The 18,049-nt window shown below is 63.8% G+C and carries 16 protein-coding genes; 6 read left to right on the forward strand and 10 right to left on the reverse strand.

Annotated features, from left to right (window positions below; all coding sequences use genetic code 11):
- The first annotated feature begins 269 nt into the window (after positions 1–269).
- The 5 genes from FQ746_RS33095 to FQ746_RS33115 all read left to right on the forward strand — a co-directional run bounded on the left by FQ746_RS33095 (position 270) and on the right by FQ746_RS33115 (position 5,265).
- Positions 270–1,286: a LysR family transcriptional regulator gene (locus tag FQ746_RS33095; RefSeq protein WP_144113996.1), complete on the forward strand. Its 1,017-nt coding sequence runs from the start codon at positions 270–272 to the stop codon at positions 1,284–1,286.
- Complete coding sequence (locus tag FQ746_RS33100) at positions 1,283–2,797, forward strand: NAD(P)-binding domain-containing protein (RefSeq protein ID WP_144113997.1); 1,515 nt, start codon at positions 1,283–1,285, stop codon at positions 2,795–2,797. The genes FQ746_RS33095 and FQ746_RS33100 overlap by 4 nt, the downstream gene beginning before the upstream one ends.
- Positions 2,798–2,831: 34 nt before the next feature.
- Positions 2,832–3,401, forward strand: a complete 570-nt coding sequence (locus FQ746_RS33105) for a CMD domain-containing protein (RefSeq protein ID WP_144113998.1) — start codon at positions 2,832–2,834, stop codon at positions 3,399–3,401.
- Positions 3,398–3,973, forward strand: coding sequence for a peroxidase-related enzyme (locus FQ746_RS33110; protein ID WP_144113999.1), 576 nt, complete (start codon positions 3,398–3,400; stop codon positions 3,971–3,973). The genes FQ746_RS33105 and FQ746_RS33110 overlap by 4 nt, the downstream gene beginning before the upstream one ends.
- A gap of 113 nt (positions 3,974–4,086) precedes the next feature.
- On the forward strand, positions 4,087–5,265 hold the full coding sequence (locus FQ746_RS33115) for an ABC transporter substrate-binding protein (RefSeq protein WP_144114000.1): 1,179 nt from the start codon (positions 4,087–4,089) through the stop codon (positions 5,263–5,265).
- A 72-nt stretch (positions 5,266–5,337) separates the two neighbouring features.
- On the opposite strand, the gene FQ746_RS33120 is transcribed toward FQ746_RS33115, so the two are convergent.
- The 10 genes from FQ746_RS33120 to FQ746_RS33165 form a co-directional block, all read right to left on the reverse strand.
- The gene (locus tag FQ746_RS33120) at positions 5,338–6,909 is read right to left on the reverse strand and encodes an ABC transporter substrate-binding protein (RefSeq protein WP_144114051.1); all 1,572 of its coding nucleotides are present in this window, start codon (positions 6,907–6,909) and stop codon (positions 5,338–5,340) included.
- A gap of 170 nt (positions 6,910–7,079) precedes the next feature.
- A complete protein-coding gene (locus tag FQ746_RS33125; protein ID WP_144114001.1) occupies positions 7,080–7,283 on the reverse strand; it encodes a cold-shock protein in 204 nt (67 codons plus the stop codon).
- 363 nt (positions 7,284–7,646) lie between these two features.
- Positions 7,647–8,192, reverse strand: a complete 546-nt coding sequence (locus tag FQ746_RS33130) for an OsmC family protein (RefSeq protein ID WP_144114002.1) — start codon at positions 8,190–8,192, stop codon at positions 7,647–7,649.
- 384 nt (positions 8,193–8,576) lie between these two features.
- Positions 8,577–8,987 (reverse strand): ExbD/TolR family protein, encoded by a 411-nt coding sequence (locus FQ746_RS33135; protein ID WP_144114003.1) that lies wholly within the window; start codon positions 8,985–8,987, stop codon positions 8,577–8,579.
- On the reverse strand, positions 8,987–9,685 hold the full coding sequence (locus FQ746_RS33140) for a MotA/TolQ/ExbB proton channel family protein (RefSeq protein WP_144114004.1): 699 nt from the start codon (positions 9,683–9,685) through the stop codon (positions 8,987–8,989). The genes FQ746_RS33135 and FQ746_RS33140 overlap by 1 nt, the downstream gene beginning before the upstream one ends.
- A gap of 45 nt (positions 9,686–9,730) precedes the next feature.
- A complete protein-coding gene (locus FQ746_RS33145; protein ID WP_260854253.1) occupies positions 9,731–10,606 on the reverse strand; it encodes an energy transducer TonB in 876 nt (291 codons plus the stop codon).
- Positions 10,607–10,717: 111 nt separating this feature from the next.
- Positions 10,718–12,676, reverse strand: coding sequence for a polysaccharide lyase family protein (locus tag FQ746_RS33150; RefSeq protein ID WP_186310897.1), 1,959 nt, complete (start codon positions 12,674–12,676; stop codon positions 10,718–10,720).
- A 44-nt stretch (positions 12,677–12,720) separates the two neighbouring features.
- Positions 12,721–13,434, reverse strand: a complete 714-nt coding sequence (locus FQ746_RS33155) for a DUF6250 domain-containing protein (protein WP_144114006.1) — start codon at positions 13,432–13,434, stop codon at positions 12,721–12,723.
- Between the two features lie 114 nt (positions 13,435–13,548).
- Positions 13,549–14,475, reverse strand: a complete 927-nt coding sequence (locus FQ746_RS33160; protein WP_186310898.1) for a FecR family protein — start codon at positions 14,473–14,475, stop codon at positions 13,549–13,551.
- A gap of 26 nt (positions 14,476–14,501) precedes the next feature.
- Entirely contained in the window at positions 14,502–15,104 is a 603-nt protein-coding gene (locus FQ746_RS33165; RefSeq protein WP_144114008.1) for a sigma-70 family RNA polymerase sigma factor, read from the reverse strand.
- Positions 15,105–15,459: 355 nt separating this feature from the next.
- Between FQ746_RS33165 and FQ746_RS33170 the strand changes: the two genes are divergently transcribed.
- Entirely contained in the window at positions 15,460–18,042 is a 2,583-nt protein-coding gene (locus tag FQ746_RS33170; protein ID WP_144114009.1) for a TonB-dependent receptor domain-containing protein, read from the forward strand.
- The last annotated feature ends 7 nt before the right edge of the window (positions 18,043–18,049 follow it).

The raw sequence follows: 18,049 nt of genomic DNA on the forward strand, positions 1-18,049 counted from the left end.
TAAGCGTCGATACTTATTCCGCGATATCGACTAAGCATGTGAACACGGCTGCTGATGCGCAGCGACGCAGTCCGGTCGATCCGGCTCCGGCAGGAAAACACCTTGTATGAAGGGCTTTTCCGTAATCGTCCAGCCTCACTGCCAGCACGCGGAGAACAGCGAACGAGAAGACGAAGCGCAGTATCCGTCACTTCGATAGCGAAATTTATTATAAGAATTCCGCATTCAACGACCCCTAAAATGCACTCAACACATTCACGGGACAGCGCATGGAGTTGCATCAACTCGAAACGTTTTCGGCAGTCATGTCGAGCGGCAGCATGACCGGCGCCGCCCGGCTGCTTGGCCGCTCGCAGCCGGGCGTGACGAGGACCATCCAGGATCTCGAACAGGAAATCGGCTACGCCCTCTTCGATCGCAAAGGCCCACGCGTTACGCCGACGAGCCGCGCGTTCCGGCTATACGACGAAGTGGAGCGCTCGTTGATCGGGCTGTCCGCCATCCGCGCCAGTGCGCATGCGATCGGCCGGGACGAGACCATGCCGCTGCGCATTGCCGCGACCCCCTCGCTCGCGGCTGCGCTCGCCCCGCGAGCGCTTGCCCGGCTCGCGCGCAACGGCACCGCCAGCGACGCGCAACTGCGCAGCGTCTCGGCCGAGCAGGTGGTCGAGGCGCTGCTGTCGCGCTCGGCCGATGTCGGCATGGCCACCCTGCCGCTCGATCACGCGGCACTCGACGTGCACTACATCATCGAAGCGCCGTGTGTGGCGGTACTGCATCGGGACGACCCGCTTGCCCAGGATCGCCAGGTGTCGCTCGCGCAACTCGGCGGCCGCCCGGTCGCCACGCTCGCGAACCGTTATCGACTGCGCAACCGTATCGACCGTGCGTTCGAACAAGCCGGTATCGAACTCAGGGTCGCGCTGGAAACGAATGCGTCGCTCAACGCGATGATCGCGGCGCAGGAAAAGCTGGCCGTCGCCATCGTCGATCCCGTGACGGCATTCGGCGTTGCGCTGGACGCGCTAGAAGTGCGACCGCTCGACGTTGCGATTCCGTTCCTCTACGGGGTCGTCACACTGACCGGCCGGCCGCGAACCGTCGAGGTGAACGCTTTCATCGACGCGCTGGCCGACATATCGCATGCGCTGTTACCGGACGCTTTACGGCACGCCGCTTCGCAACATGGCGCGCTGGTCGCTCACGATCGCACACCCCTTCACGACGACCCACGCGCAACGGGTGCCACCGCGGCCGCCCGGCATGACAACGGAGTCTCGGCATGAGCGGCACCAACGCTGCGGTGAATCTGCCGCCCGTCACCGATGGTCTGCTGGCGCTCGAAGCGCGACTGCGCGAAGACCTCGCGTGGCTCGAGCTTCCCGCGCCGTCCTGGGTGCCTGCGCGCAGCGTCGACGGTCAGCGCGTGCTCGACGTCGCCATCATCGGCGCGGGCATGGCCGGGCTCACCGCGAGCGCCGAGTTGCGCCTCGCCGGCATCGATAACCAGTTGCTGTTCGATCAGGCGCCGGCGGGTCAGGAAGGCCCGTGGGTGACCTATGCGCGGATGCAGACGCTGCGCTCGCCCAAACAGTTGACCGGCCCGGCCCTCGGCCTGCCCGCGCTGACCTTCCGTGCGTGGTACGAAGCGCAGTTCGGGCGCGAGCAATGGGACGCCCTCTACAAGATTCCGCGCGCGCAATGGATGGACTACCTGCGCTGGTATCGCCGGGTGCTCGATCTGCCGGTGCGTAACGAGGTGCGTGTCGCCAGGGTGCGCCCGCGCGCCGACGGTCTGATCGAACTCGACCTGGTGCACGGGCCGGCCGACGGCCATCGCCCTCCGCAACAGGAAACCGTCCGCGCCAGGCACGTCGTGCTCGCTACCGGCCGCGAAGGATTGGGCGGCCCGTTCATTCCCGACGTCGTACGCGACTTGCCGCGGCACCGGTATGCGCACTCGTCGGCGCCGATCGACTTCATCGCGTTACGGGGCAAGCGCGTCGGCGTGGTCGGCGCGAGCGCTTCCGCCTTCGACAATGCGGCGAGCGCGCTCGAAGCCGGCGCGGCCCGGGTCGATCTGTTCGTCCGTCGCGAAGCGCTACCACGTATCAACAAACTCACGGGCATCGGCAGCCCGGGACTCGTGCATGGATTCGCGAGCCTGCCGGACGACTGGAAATGGCGCTTCCTGCACTACTCGGCGCAAACCCAGGCGCCCCCGCCGCGCGATAGCGTGCTGCGGGTCGCACGACACCGGCAGGCCTTCCTGCATCTGTCGAGCCCACTGACGCAACTCGCTACGGAAGACGGCGAGGACGGCGGCATCGTGGTCGACACGCCGCGAGGACGTTACACCGTCGACTACCTGATTTTCGCCACGGGTTTTCATTCGGAGATCGATACGCGTGACGAGTTCGCGCCAATCGCACCGTATGTGCGCCGCTGGCGCGACCGCTACTCTCCGGCCGCCGATCTGCCGAACGACGACCTCGCCAGTTCGCCGGACCTCGATCGCCATTTCGCGTTTCAGGAGCGCGTGGCTGGCAGCTGTCCGGCGCTCTCACGCATTCATTGCTTCAATCACGCGGCGAGCCTCACGCACGGCAAGATTGCGGGCGACATTCCCGCGATCAGCGCCGGCGCCAAACGGTTGTCACGCTCGATCGCCGCGATGCTGTTCGATGCCGACCGTGAACGGCATTACGCGGCCCTCCAGGCGTTCGATACCGCGGAACTCGCGGGTGACGAATGGGCCGACTCCGAAGACGGCGAATCCGACACGGCCGCCGGGTAACGACACAACGCACTTCTCATCGGTCCAATCACTTATGTCTTCTCCTGCAGATTCGCCGTCGGATGCCACGTCGAATTCGACGTCGCCCTCTCCAGCCGACGACCTCGTCGCGCAACTGGCAGGACTCGATCCTCACGGCACGGTCGCCATGCTGCGTGTGTTTCGTGGTGACATCAGCCGTTACACGCAAGGCAGCCACGACGCATTGTTCGCGACCGACGTAGCCGACCTGACGCTGCGCGAACGGCTATTCGCAGGCTGGTACGCGGCGCTGCTGTCGAAGGCGGAACGCACGGCAACCGCGTATCGCGAGCGTTTACTGGCGTTGCCGTCGGCGCACGCCGACGCCGCAGAAACCGGCGCACTGCTGGCAGGCATTGGCGGCGGCGAACTTGCGCCGCGCGATGAGCGCCTCGCGGCAATCCTGCGTCATACCGAAGTGCTGGTGCTGCATCCCGCCACGTCCAGCCGCACCGGGCTTGCATCGCTGCATGCGGTCGGCCTGACAACCCGCGCGATCGTCACGCTGTCGCAACTCGTCGCGTTCGTCACCTATCAGGTGCGGGTGGTCGCTGCGTTGCGCGCACTGGAGGCAACGGCATGAGCACCGATCGCGGCTTCACCCGGCAGACACTCGGCTGGCGCGCCTGGCTCGACACCGTCCCGCTCGACGCGGCGTCGCCGGAACAGACTGCGGTACTCGAATCGAGCCATCCGCAGGCGAAGACCTCCGACTACTACCGGTTACTCGTTCACGAGGCGGCAATCCTCAGGCAGCGCTCGGGCGCGTTCAACAGCATCATGTATGCCCCCGGCGGCCTGTCGCGCGCCGAGCGCGAACTGGCGAGCACGGTCGTGTCGCGCGTGAACGGCTGCGTGTATTGCGCCTCGGTCCACGCGCAACGCTTCGAACAACTCGCAAAACGCGACGACGTGATCCAGCAGATTTTTGCCGACCCTGAAACGGCCGGCACGACCGCGCGCGAACGCGCCATCGTGCGTTATGCGATCGACCTGACGTTGCAGCCCGACGCGCTAGGCGCCGCATCGCTCGACCCGCTACGCCACGCGGGTTTCGACGACGCGCAGATTCTCGATCTCAGCCATGCGATTGCCATCTTCGCGTGGGCCAACCGTCTCATGCTGAGCCTGGGTGAACCGGTGTTCCCCGACTGACGGTCACATTGCGCACCCCTGAGCCGATGAATATGGATATGCCAATCCCTTCGTTGTCGAGCGCCGTGATGCGTCGGAGACTCATAGCCCAACTCTCATCGGGAAAACTGATCATGTCTGCCACGCGTCCTTCCGCTCTTTACCGGCGGCTCTTCGCAGCCGTCGGCGCCGTGCTCGCGCTCTCGGTCCACGGTGCGTCCTTTGCGGCGCCGGCAAGCGGCGAGCCGGTCTTTTTCGGCGTAAGCGGTCCGCTCACCGGTCCCAACGCGCAATATGGCGCGCAATGGAAAGCCGGTTTCGACCTCGCACTCGACGAAATCAACGCGAGCGGCGGTATCAACGGGCATCCGTTGCAGTATGTATTTGAAGACAGTCAGAGCGACCCGCGTCAGGCTGTCGGCATTGCGCAGAAGTTCGTCGACGACAAACGCATCCTGATCGAACTCGGCGACTTCTCGAGCCCGGCTTCGATGGCGGCCTCGCCGATCTATCAGCGTGCCGGCCTCGTTCAGTTGGGCTTCACCAATTCGCATCCGGATTTCACCAAAGGCGGCGACTTTATCTGGAGTCCCTCGGTCAGCCAGGCGGACGCGCAACCACTCCTCGCGGACCTTGCCGTCAAGCAGGGTTACCGGCACATCGCGGTGCTGTTCCAGAACACCGACTGGGGTCGCGCCAGCAAGGACGTGTTCGTAAAGGCCGCTGCTGCACGCGGCGCGCAGGTGGTCGCGGCCGAAGGTTACCAGCCGACCGACAAGGATTTTCGCGCGACGCTGCTACGCGCGCGCGACGCGAAGCCGGACGCACTCGTGCTGATCTCGTATTACTCCGACGGCGCGCAGATTGCCCGCCAGGCGCGCTCGAGCGGAATCGGCCTGCCGATCGTGGCCGCCAGTTCCGTCTACTCGCCGAAGTTCATGGAACTCGGTGGCGATGCGGTCAACGGTGTGACCACCAACACCAGTTTTTTCCCGGGTGATCCGAGCCCCGAAGTGCAGCATTTCGTGCATGGCTTCGAGGCGAAATATCATCACCAGCCCGACGCGTTCAACGCATTCGCCTACGATGCGACGATCATTGCCGCCTATGCGCTGCGCGCCGGCGGTCTGGATCGACGCGGCGTGCGCGATGCGTTGCCGAAACTGCACGACGTGCCGAGCGTCGTCTTCGGCAAGGCCACCTTCGATCCGAACACGCGACGCGTGATTGGCGTGAAAAGCGAGAATCTGGTGGTGGAGAACGGACAGTGGGCGCTGCTCGGCAGCAAGCCTGCGCTGGCGGCTGTTAAGTAAAGCAGAGCGGCCGGGTCGAGCAGGCTGGAGCCAAACGACCCGCCATGCCCCGCATACGAGTCGCTACCTGCATCATTCCAGCGACACGCCGTCGAAGCGATGACTGCCGAGCGGCGAGAAGACCAGACCCTTCACCCGCCTGGACGCCGGCAAGGACACGATGGAGTGCGCGATCGGCGTATAAGGCACCTGCTGCTTGAAGATGACCTGGGCCTGCTCGTACAGCCGGGTTCGCTCCGCAGTGTCCGAACTCGAGCGCGCCTTTACGATCAGCGCATTGAAAGCGGGATCGCACCACTTCGCCACGTTACTGCCATGCACCGCGTCGCAACCGAGCAAGGTACCAAGCCAGTTGTCGGGGTCGCCATTGTCGCCCGACCAGCCGTAGAGAATGGCGTCGTGTTCGCCGCCCTGCTTCGCGCGCCGGTTGTATTCGCCCCACTCGTAGCTGACGATTTTTGCGCGCACGCCGATAGTCGCCCAGTCCTGCTGGATGAGCTGCGCCATTAACTGGGCGTTCGGATTGTAGGGTCGCTGAACCGGCATCGCCCACAACGAGATTTCGAAGCCATTCGGGTACCCGGCCTGGGCGAGCAGCGCCTTGGCCTTGACTGGATCGAAAGGTGCGTCCTTCAGCTGCTTGTTATAAGACCACTGCGCCGGCGGCATCGGATTGCTGGCGACCGTCGCGTTGCCGGCAAACACCGCCTTGATGATGGCGGGCTTGTCGATCGCCATATCCAGCGCGCGACGCACGTCGGTCTTATCGAGCGGTGTGTGCTTTGTGTTGTACGCCACGAAGCCGACGTTGAAGCCGACACCCGTCACGAGCGTCAGATCCGGATTGCGCTTGACGACATCCAGATCCGCCGGACGCGGAAATGCCGACACCTGGCACTCGTTGTTCGCGAGCTTCTGGATGCGCACGGCAGGGTCCGGCGTGATCGCGAAGATCAGATGGGCCAGTTGCACATCGGCCGGGCGCCAGTAATCCGGGTTGCCGTCGTAGCGGATCAGCGCGTCTTTCTGATAGGAGCGGAACACGAAAGGGCCGGTTCCGACGGGCAACTGGTTAATATCGGCCTCACGGTGCGCGGCGCTCAAGCGTGCCGCGTATTCCGCCGAGAGGATCGACGCGAAGTTCATCGCGAGATTGCGCACGAAGATGACGTCCGGCTGCTTCAGATCGAATCGCACGGTGTAGTCGTCGACGCGTTCGATATGCGCGAGATTCCTGTCGAAGCCGAGATCGCTGAAATACGGAAAGCTCGACGGATACGCCTTTCGGAACGGATCGTCGGCATCGAGCATGCGGTTGAACGTGAACAACACGTCTTCGGCATTGAAGTCGCGGGTCGGCTTGAACCACGCGGTCGTCTGGAATTTGACGCCGCGCCGCAGGTGAAACGTATAACTGCGCTGATCGGCGGAAACGTCCCAACTGGTCGCCAGTCCAGGCTCGAGATCCAGCGTGCCGCGACGGAATTCCACCAGTTCGTTGTAGATGGTGTTGCTGCTGGCATCGAAGTCGGTACTGGTCGTGTGCTGGCCAGGATCGAAGCCTGCGGGACTGCCTTCCGTGCAGAACACCAGGGTCTTGCTGCCGGCCGCGTTGGCCGACGCCGGCACGGTGAGGGCCGTCACGAGCACACCGCAGGAGGCAAGCGTCACGGATGCGCGGGATGCATGCGCGGTTGCACGCGCAGTGGCAAACACAACGCTGCGCAGCGCGGGCACCGCCGTTCGCAGGAGCCGATGGGGCAAGGTTAACGCATGGCCCGACGCCCGTTTGGTATTACCTCGACGCGACACCACTACAACGGCCTGATATCGGCTGCCTGTTTGCCCTTCGGGCCTTGCTTGACCTCGAACGTCACCTTCTGGTTTTCCTGCAGCGACTTGAATCCTTCTGCGCGCACTTCCGAGAAATGCGCAAACACATCGTCGCTGCCGTCATCCGGTTTGATGAAGCCAAATCCCTTGGCATCGTTAAACCACTTCACCGTTCCTGTCGCCATAGCCGTTCCTTGCTGTTGTTTGGGTGGACCTCGGCGAAGGCGTTACGCGCATGAAGCGCTCCGTTGCTGCCAGGCCCTGGCGCGTGCCGGGATACGCGATCCGGGCATGCACGACCGGACGATAAAACAACCGCGAGGCGCCACAAACGAATAAATTCTTCGATGTTTAGCAGACAACGCCGGACAGCTGGCGGTTAGCGCAAGCCCGATGGTGCCCCCACAGTGACGTCGCGAGCTGAACCGCCGCGAGTGGCCATGCAATCAGCCAGTCAGCAGAGGAACAGAAAAGTCGCAGGTAGTGCTGGAAGCCCCGAGGTAAAACGCCTGGGCAATCCTCTCCTGAGAATGAAGGGTGTCCGAACGTCAGGCGCCGTTCACCGACGCGCTGGTGTGTCGCAGTTCGCCGACAATGGTTTGCGGGTTTTTCAGCAGATTGAAGATCGGGCAGACCGCCTCCACCGCCTCGTGCAACGCGCGAATGACTTCCGCCGGTTCGGGCGACACGATATCGAGTGTGTAGCGGATGTTGTGCGGAAAGATGGGTATGTGTTCGAATCCCGGCTGCTGTGCGAGGGGATGCTGCTCGCCGGTCACTTCGACATCGATCGAGTCGATTTTCAGCTCGCGCTCCGCCGCCTGAATCAGCGTGATGTGCGTGATGCAGCTTCCGAGCACACCGAGTTGTAATTCGGGTGAAGCCGGGCCAAGGTTGTAACCCGCAAAATCGGTGGGACTGTCGCTGATTACCTGAAAGTCGCGAATGCGGATCTCGCGCACTCCGCTGCGGCCCAATGCACGCACATTGGCTTTGAGCTGGTTCGATTTGATATCGGGGTCCCGGTGCGCCGCCTCGCGTTTGGCAAGCCATGCCGCGCGTTTTTGGATCAGGTACTCGTTGAGTGTCGTCATGATTCAAAGAATTGGTTCGATGGAATGGCAGAGGCCAACTCGAAGCACTGGCGTCAATCCTGCCCGCTTATCACCCGAAAGGATAACCAACCAGGTATCCGTCGCGAACCAAGCGATTCTGCTTTGCTTAGGCATGGCGTCGTTTCATGGCTCCGAAGGTCGGCAGACGCCCGCCCATGCGCAAGGTCCGCAACGATTTCACCCACGTCTGGCCGCCTTTGAAATTGACGACCGCATCGATCATTGCGCCTTCCCGTTATCGCACACTGACTGCCACGCATGTCGAGCCTCGTGACGCGCTCGCACTCCTTCTCGATGAGCGCGACTCTCTGCTGGCACTCGCAGGGCACTGCTCCGTCCTGTGCCGCTGCGGGCCAGCTCCACTCACTGCTGCGGTGCCGTCAACACCGCGAGCTTCGTCACGCCCGCATGCTGGATCGCGGCCATCGCTTTCGCGACGGTGCCATACGGAACCGTTTCATCTGCCTGAAAGCTCACGCTCGCGTCGGGATTGCCGGCCGCCAGCGCGTGCATCGACACATCGAGTTGCGCGAGACTTTGCGCGGTGTGATCGACATAGAGCTGGCTGTGCGAGTCGATGCTCACGGTCACCGTTTTCGTCGATGGGGCCGCCGCGGTCGCTTCGGTCTTCGGCAGGTTCACGTGCATCGCATTGTTGAGCAGCGGCGCGGTGACGATGAACGCGACCAGCAGCACCAGCATCACGTCGACGAGCGGCGTGATGTTGATTTCGCTCAGCACGTCGTCGTTATCGGAAGAAGAGGTGAATGCCATTATGCGAGTGCCTTTTTCAACGGATCGGTAGCAACGGGCGTTAAGCGCGGGGCGCGGAAGCTGGCTTTCTGCGCGAGCGTGACGAAGTCCGTGGCGAACGCGTCCAGGTCCGCTGCGGCACCCTTCACGCGGCGCACGAAGAAGTTGTACGCCAGCACGGCCGGCACGGCGACCGCAATACCGACGCCCGTGGCCACCAGCGCCTCGCCGATCGGCCCCGCTACCACGGCAATGCTGGCCGACTCCGCGTGTGAAATAGCCGAGAGCGCATGGATGATGCCGAACACGGTGCCAAACAGACCGACGAAAGGCGCAGTGCTGCCGATCGATGCGAGCACCGCGAGTCCCGCTTCGGCACGACGGCGTTCGCTCTGGATTTGCTGGCGCAGATGCCGTTCGAGCAGATCGTGCCGGCTCCAGCTATGTTCGAGGTCTTCGGCACCGCTATCGTCGGCGTCGGCGAGCGCATCGAATCCCGCGGCCGCCAGACGACCCAGCGGGCTCTCTGAACGCTCGAGCGCCGCGGCAGTCGCGAAGCTGCGTGCCGCCCAGAAAGCGCTGCCGTAACGGCGTGCGCCGTTAGCGGCGCGCACTGCCTGCACGCCTTTCACCAGGATCAGCGTCCAGGTCACGACCGAAAAAATGCCGAGCAGCCACAGCGCGCCCTGCACGATGAAATGAGTCGAATAGCCGTTCATGTCAGTGTTGTCCTATGTATTGCGATGATTCGAAAAAGCCCGGATTTATTGCCCGAGGCTAAAGTTGATCGGTACGGTGACCCAGCCGTCGACGGGCTGGTCGCCACGTTTGGCCGGCACGAAGCTCCAGTGACTCACGGTGTCGCGCGCGGCCTCGTCGAGCACGCGGCGCCCGCTGCTGGTGAGCACCGCGACGGAATCCGGCGAGCCGCTCGCCAGCACGTGCACGCGCAGCATCACGCGCCCTTCCCAGCCGTTGTTCTGCGCTACCTCGGGATAGTCCGGTGCGGGGTTATGCAGATAAGCGGCATCTCCAAGCGGTGGCGTCTCCTTCGGCTGCGGCTCGTGCGATGCCGTCGGCGCAGCCGGTGCCGTCGGTGCCTGCGGCGGCGCCGCTGCGCTAGCCGGCGCAGATGGCGTGGACGGTGCCGGCGGTGTATGGGCCGCCGGTTCGGCCGGCTTCGCAAGCGGCGCGGCCGCGCTGGTCTTCTGCAACTGCGGCCGGGCTTGCGGTCGAACCGGCTGCTTCTGCGGCGTGGGCGGCGGCGCCTGCGGCGTGGCCACCGCAGGCGCGGCTTGCGGCAACGGCCGCGGCGCGCTCGTCAACGTCACCGCCATCGGCAGCGGACGCGCTGGCTCGGTCGGCAAGCGGGTATTCCATGCATGCGCGAGCCACGCGATTCCCGCATGCAGGGCCAGCACGGCCAAGGCCGTCATCGCGACGGTTGCCGCGCCGCGCCGCGATTCCACGCGCTTGCGTGCCCGCTCCAGGTCGCGACGCTCATCGCGCTCACCCCGCTGCTGGCGAAGCTGCGCTGCGGTTCGCGACGGCATGGCCGTGCCCGCGTCGTCGACACGCGCTCGCGATGCGGCATGACGCAACGCGTGCAAGGTCGAGCGATTGGTCGCCGGCGTGCTCATCGTCGTGCCTCACAAAGGTCGGGCACACGTTGTTTCATCGGATCAAGCGTGGAGGTCGAGCCGCTCACACGGCGCGAGCGCTTGCAACGGGTGTTCAGAGTCGTCATCGTTTCAAGGCTTCGCAGCCGGTTCGACATCCAGGCGCAGCGCGTCGTACATGACCTGACCCGCGGTCGTATTCGCCGGCACGGCCTGGTTGCTGCCAGCCGTGCTGAAGCGGGCATAAGGCACGGCATCGGCGTGGCGCAGCGTGATCAGATTCGCGCCCGGCTTCAGCAACGTCGCATCGAAGGTAATCGCGCGCACGTTGTACGGCGAGTCCTGCGCGCTGCCCCGATAACCGGCGGTCCCCGTCTTCGGCAGATGAATCTGCGCGACCTCGGTGCCATTCACCGCCACGCGCAGATCGGTCAGCTTCTTGCCATGCGCGGGCTGCGACGACGCGAATCCGATCGTCAACGTCGCTTTGCCCGCCTCGACGTGCGGCACGTCGAATCGAATGCGCCAGTCCGGTCTTTCGCTGTAGACGGTCCATTGCGCGAAGTTCCAGTCGCGTGCCGGATCGCTCTGACCGATCACGTAGTCCACGTCGTGCGGAAACTGCTGCGGATAGCGCCTGAACATCTGGTAGTTGCGCGCGTCGTCGCCGTTGCGGAATTCGCCTGCAGACCGATCAAAGCGACCGATCTGCCACAGGCGTTGGCCCTGCTCTTCCACCGGCCAGTCGATCGTGCCGAGTTCGAGATGCTGGTTCGCCGTGACCGTCACGCGATGCACGACCAGATCCTGCGGCTGATCCGAGCCGCTCACCGAGAGGTCGTAGACGCCCGGAATCACATGGGCCAGGTCGAAGTGCCCCTGTGCATCGAGATCGCCCCAGAACGCGTAGCCGCGGTTCTGAGCGCTCCATGTCACGCCGGGATCGGACAGGATCGCCCAGGCATGGCCTGCCGGCGCCCCCGCCAGCGTCACCCGACCGCTTACCTCGCCGCGCGCTTTCTGATACGCCGGCGTGTCCACCCAGGTGTAAGGCCACGCGGCCACTTCGCGTTCATGCTGGCGCTCGGCGTCGGCCCATAGCGCTTCGGGACCATCGGCCTGATTCGTATAGACGAGGAACGGTCCATACACCTTGCGCCAGTCCTCGCCATCCTTCAACACCACTGGCGACGCCCCGAAATGCACCGACTGCAGCACCCGCAGCAGAACGTTGTCGTGCAGAGTCTGCCCCTGTTTCACCGGTCCGCCGTTGTGATATTCGGGACTGGCTTCGATCATCCACAGACCGCGATGCGCGCCGACATAGCCGTAGACAGGCACCTGCGACCAGAACACCGAATTCATGTACTTCGTCTTGATCGAGCCGTCCGCCAGCCTGAACGTCGCATCGCTCAACTCCTGGGTGATCGAGCCTTGCGGGATCGGCAGGAACTTGCCGTCGCCTATGGCCCAATGGTCGAACGTGCCGTCCATCACGGTCTTGGCGACGAAGCGGTTCTGATAGAACGTCGCGGCAGGCTGGTCCGCGCCGTGGTGCACGATGGCCTGCGCATAAAAACCCGTCGCGCCTTTCAGCAGCGTATAGCGCACGTCGATATCGAACGGGAACACCGGTGTCGGCGCGGACGTCACCGAAACCTCGACGCGATCGGGCGTGGCGGCCACTACGCTCACGTGCGCCTCGCCCTCGCGCATCCGGAAATAGCCCTTCTTGTCTTCCTTATAGCCAGGCGGCACCACCGCGACATCCGCATTGGCGTCCCAGTACAAGGCTTTTTCAGGATCATTTTCGAAATCGTCGCCGTGCGCCTCGTAGGCTGCGCGCTTCTCGTTGACACTGAGATCGTGCCAGCCTTCGGCATCGTGCTGGCGGATCGACGCGAGATAACCGTCGCTGCGCTCGACGCGAATCTGCACGAGACCGTTGTCGATCGTGATGGTCTGGGCGTCCTGCGTGAGCGTGACGGGTGCATCGGCGGCGTGCGCCAGCGGGACGCTGAGTGCGGCTGCAGCGCTCAGCGCAATGCGCGTGAGCGTCGCCTTGAAGGGCAAACTGGAAGAGGGAGTCATCGACATCGAAAAAAAGAGGCGGATTAAGCGCGCGAATGCTGCGTTCAGGGCAGCGCGCGAATGGAAAAATGCGTGATGACCTGACGCGAGGCCGTGGTGCGAAAACCGAAATAGCCGCTCGCCGCCAGCGGTGGCGACGCCGCAAAATAAGGCTTGCCGTCCAGATAAAAACGCGTGCCGCGCCCATCGACCACGATGTGCACGCGGTATGGATGATTCGCTCGCAGCAGATTCGCCTGATCGGTGTATTCCGCGAGCAGCGGACGGGCAGGCGTGCCGTCGTAAAGCCGGAAGCGTGTGGTCGTATTGCCATTGCCGCCGATGCCCGCGTAGAAGAGTTGCAGCGCGTCGTAGTCGGCAAAGCGCCCCGTTGCGCCGAATGGCGCCACGGGCTGTCCGTCCTTGCCGGCGTTAGCGAGCCAGAACTGGTTGAAGTCGGACAGGCGGTCGTTGCGCCCTCCGTCGACGATCACGGTACGGGTGAAGTCGATTTCGTAATGCCCCTTGAGGCGCCGGTTCAACCAGACCGTGAGACCGCGCGGTGCGTCGAGGATCAACGCATGATGCTTCGCGTACACCACGCTGGCCGAGGCCTCGTTGGCCTGCGCGGATGTGCTCGCCGGTTCGGCTTCGACGATCCAGCGACGCGTATCGAGTGTCGTGAAACCGTCGTCCACCAGAGTACGCGATGCGGCATGGAGCGGCGTGCCGACCAGCACGAGGCACGCCATTAGCGCTGCAGGGACTATTCTGCGCATTGCTTAATCCGCCTTCAGGTTACGTTGCAGTTGTTTCTGTTCAGCCTGTGCAACGAAACGCGGAAAGCGTCAGCAGTATCGGGAAATTTTTTGTTTTGCAGACGCGGAGCCTGGTCAGCTCAACACCCTCAGGTAATCTCCCACGCGGGTCAATTCGACCGGCGTATTTTCGGCGACCTGCACCAGTGAGCCGGGAATATCGCGCAGCAGAAAGACGCCGCTGACGCGCGCCTGAGCCGCCGGGCCCACCACGCGAATCAGGCCGTCGTCGTAGCGGTTGAACACATCGACCAGTGCTTCCAGCGAGATGTCGTCGGCGACGAACAGGCCGCGCGTCCAGGCGCTGACGAGCTCGAATGGCTGCGCAAGGCGCCGCGCGCCCTCGTGCGCGAAGGCGACGCTTTCTCCCGCGGACACCGCGAGTGGCCGCGCGCCACGCTGGTAAAGCATTGCCTCGCCTTTGCCGACCGCCACCACGCTGTGCCGATGAATGCGGCCGACATTCAACTCGCCGCCGTCGGTCATCACCGTCCCGTGCTCGGTCTCGATCTGGCGCAGTACGCCGGCACGCGAGGCAGGCGCATGCAACAGCACCTGTCCGACCGACACCCGCAGCGCGAGATCGTTACGCGGACTCGCTCGATAGATGCGGCTGCCTGCATCGATAGTCATCCGCGAGCCATCCGCGAGTTGCACCGTGCGCCGCTCGCCGATCGCGCTGTGCCAGTCCGCATCGAGTCCTAGACGTCGCACGCTGTCGTGCAGCGCGAGGCTGCCCAGCAACACCGCCGCGCCGCCGAAGCCCGCGCGCAAAAGCCTGCGACGCTTCTCCGAGGGCACGCGCAGCGCCTCGGCGACGGCCGCTCGCCTGACCGCTTCGCGCGGGCGCAGTCTCGCAAGACGCGCCTGCAACGCTTCCCACGCGCGCGCATTGGACGCGTCGCTGCGCCAGTGATCGAAGTCCGCCAGTTCCGCAGCGCGCAGATTACCTTCACGCAGATGCACTTCCCAGGCAATCGCCGCGCGATCTGCGGCGGACATCTGCTGAGCCTCTCGCGGCGCGTCGCTCATATCACGCCGCTACACAACGTGAGCGCCTGCGCCACGTACTTGCGCACCATGCTCACGGAAACGCCGAGCCGCACGGCAATGTCGGCGTACTTCATGTCTTCGAACTGGCTGAGGATGAAAGCTTCCCGCGCACGCGCGGAAAGGCTTTGCAGCGCGCTGTCGATCAACAGGATGTCCTGCACCGCTTCGAGCGCCAGTTCGGGGGCGGGCGCGACGGGTTCTGGGGCGAGCGCGAGTCGCGCGAGATAAGCCCGTTCGATATCGCGGCGCCGCCAATGCTCGAACGTCAGTCGTCGCGCGATCGTGGTGAGCATCGCGCGTGGCTGACGTATTTCGCTGACGTCGGGATGCGCGGCGAGTTCGGTAAAGGCACTCGCCGCGAGGTCTTCCGCATCGCTTCTCGACCCCACCAGCCGATGCACACAGTGGGTCAACCAGCCGTAGCTGCGACGGAATTCATCGGTCAGGAAATGGTCGCGCGCGTGATCTCTCGCACGTGCGCCGCCAGAGCGGGCATCGCTGCTAAAAACATCGCTGCGGACTTCGGCGCGCGCGTCATCGTCGCGCCCAACGGACAGGCTCTGAAATTGGATCGCCATGAATTTCGTGCTCGGCACACTTGCGCTCGCAGGGACCTGCGCGAGCGCCTCGTGCGAGCGCCTCTTGCGAGCGCCTCTTGCGAGCGCCTCGTACATGCAGGGAGAGGCAGGAGCGGCGATTCTAAGGGCGCCATGACATTTGGCCAAAGCTCGTATTCTCGAATCGATATGACGATAGCGCTGCTGCACAAAGAACCAGAACAGGACACGAGATTCAACAAAAAAAATCGCATCCGGGCTGACGCTTTGATGAATTCGTTGCACATGTTGACCGTTCGTCCTCGCGCAAGACGCGATGCGTTGCGCCGGACGCGCCCACATAAAGAATCGAATTCATTGAAACGACAGGGATATCGTGAAACGAACACGCAACCAGGTCCTGGCGCTCAGTACGCTGGCCGCTGCACTTTTACTCGCCACCGGTGCCGCCGTTGCGCAAACCGGCCAGACTCAGACGTACCATTTCGCGGCGCAACCGCTTAACCGCACGCTGTTGTCGATTGCAGCGCAAAGCGGTGTGCCGCTCAGCTACGACCCGAAACTGGTCGAGACGATCGTCGCGGCCCCCGTGGCGGGCAATCTCACTGTTGCCGGCGCCATCACGCAGGCGCTCAAGGGAACCGGCCTCGAAGTGGTGACGACGGACACTCACGCGTTGGCGGTCCGTCGCGCACAGGCTGCCACCGTTGTGACGGAGGATGCCGGCCCAAAAGCTGACCGGCCGAAGCGGCCGGTTCCCTCGCCCGCCGCCGTTGCCGAGACGACCACCCAACTGGGCACCGTGACAGTGAGCGGAACGCGTACGCGCATCAAGGAAGATCCGCAGCGCGCGCCGACCTCCAGCTACCGCGTGACCGGCAACGAATTGCAGCAGCAGCACGTCACCTCGCTTGCCGATCTGCAGCAGTTGGTGCCGGGCCTGAACGTGCAGACCACCGATCCCTCCGATACGCAGATCACCATTCGCGGCGTCGGCGACGGCGGCGGCCAGACCAGCGGCGAGCAGAACATCGGCATGCCGAGCAGTGTCGCGGTGTATCTCGACAACGTCTATCTGCCGCGCCCCGGCATGCTCGCGGGCGCGCTCGCCGATGTCGACTACGTCGATGTATTGAGCGGCGCGCAAGGCACGCTGTTCGGTGCTAACTCGACCGGTGGCGTGGTCGACGTGCACACACCGCTGCCCAGCTTCAAGCCGACCGGCTCCGAAAGTCTCTCGATCGGGGAACGCGGCTATGTGCAGAATCACACGATGTTTTCCGGGCCGATCTCGGACACGCTCGCCGGGCGCATCGACTTCACGCGGGGCAGCAGCAACGGCGACGTCACCAACGTGACGAACGGACACAACCTGAACGGCACGTCGAGCGACAGCGTGCGCGGCCAACTGCTGTACAAGCCGGATAACCGCTTCAGTCTGCGTCTGAGCGCCGACTACAGCAACGAGAACGACTCGCCCACGCCCGTCACCTATGGGTCGAACTCCATCAACGGCGTGAATCCGTTCCTCACCCATTCGAATGCGATCGGCAATCGCGTGGTGTATGGCGGCAACGATCACGACGTCGCACTCGATGACGAAAACAACATCCACCTGGTGCAAGGCGGCGGCTCGGCGGAAGCGAACTACCGGTTCGACGACGGCTACAACCTGCGCTCGGTCAGTTCATATCGCTACTTCAACTACATACCCGAAGCCGCCGACACACTGAGCGTGCCCGTCTATGCGAATAGCGGCACGCAGTTCCTCGACCGCTCGTGGTCGCAGGACATCCGGCTCGATTCGCCGCACGGAAAATACTTCGACTTTGCCGTCGGCGCCACGTATATGGGCGAGAACGAAGCCACGCAGGCCTTCACGCGCTACGCCAACAGCAAGCTGCCGGGTGTCTATTACGGCAGCGCCGCTTACGACAATCTGGACATCATTCGCTACGGCACGCTGCACGACCAGGTCTGGTCCGGCTTTACACAAGGGACCTTTCACGTCACGCCGCGCTTCGACGTGACGACGGGCGTGCGCCTGACTTACGACGAGAAAGGTGGACAGTTCATCCGCTATAACAAGGCGCCGTTCAACTCGGGCTATCTGGTTCAGTACAACACGCTGCCGTCGGCGACGGTGGACTTCAAATACCTCATCACGCAGGACCTCAACACGTATCTCGCGCTGTCCTATGGCGAGAAGTCGGGTGGTCTGAACGTCTCCGCGGGCGCGGCGGCGAAGGCGGGGTACAACTCGCTCGTGATCGCCCCGGAGCGGGACAAGAGCGCGGAACTGGGCATCAAGGGGAGTGTTCTCGACGGCACGCTGACCGGCAAGGCCGATGTCTTTCTCACTTATGTGAACGCCTTCCAGACGCAAAGCTACGACCCGACGTCGCAGTCGACGTATCTGGTCAACGCTGGGACGTTCCGCTCGCGGGGCTTCGAAACGTCGCTGCAATATACGCCCGACGATCACCTGCTGCTGCAGGCGTCGGCCGTCTATAACGACGCACGCTATCTCAACTATCACCACGCGATCTGCCCGCCCGAAGTCACACTGGGATCCGCGGGCTCGACGGCGATCTGCGACCTGACCGGCAACCAGGTCTTCAACGCACCGAAGCTGACGTTCAATGCAACGGCACGCTACACCTGGCACACGCAGAGCGGTCTCACCTCGTTCGTCAGCGCGCGCTACTCCTATCGCACGTGGATGTACGGCACGGTCGACGATTCCGCGTTCACGCGCATTCCAGGCTACGGTCTCTTCGCGCTATCGGCGGGAACGGGCGGCAAATTCAGTCGCGGCAACTGGACGGCCTCGTTGTGGGTGAACAACCTCTTCAACAAAAACTACTACCTTCGCCTCGTCGAGAGCGACTACGGCTCGGTGCTGGGTTGGGTCGGAGAGCCGCGGACGATCGGCGGCACGTTGACGTACCAGTTCTGAGGCACGC

The organism is Paraburkholderia sp. BCC1886 (genome assembly GCF_900996245.1).
Taxonomy (GTDB): domain Bacteria; phylum Pseudomonadota; class Gammaproteobacteria; order Burkholderiales; family Burkholderiaceae; genus Paraburkholderia.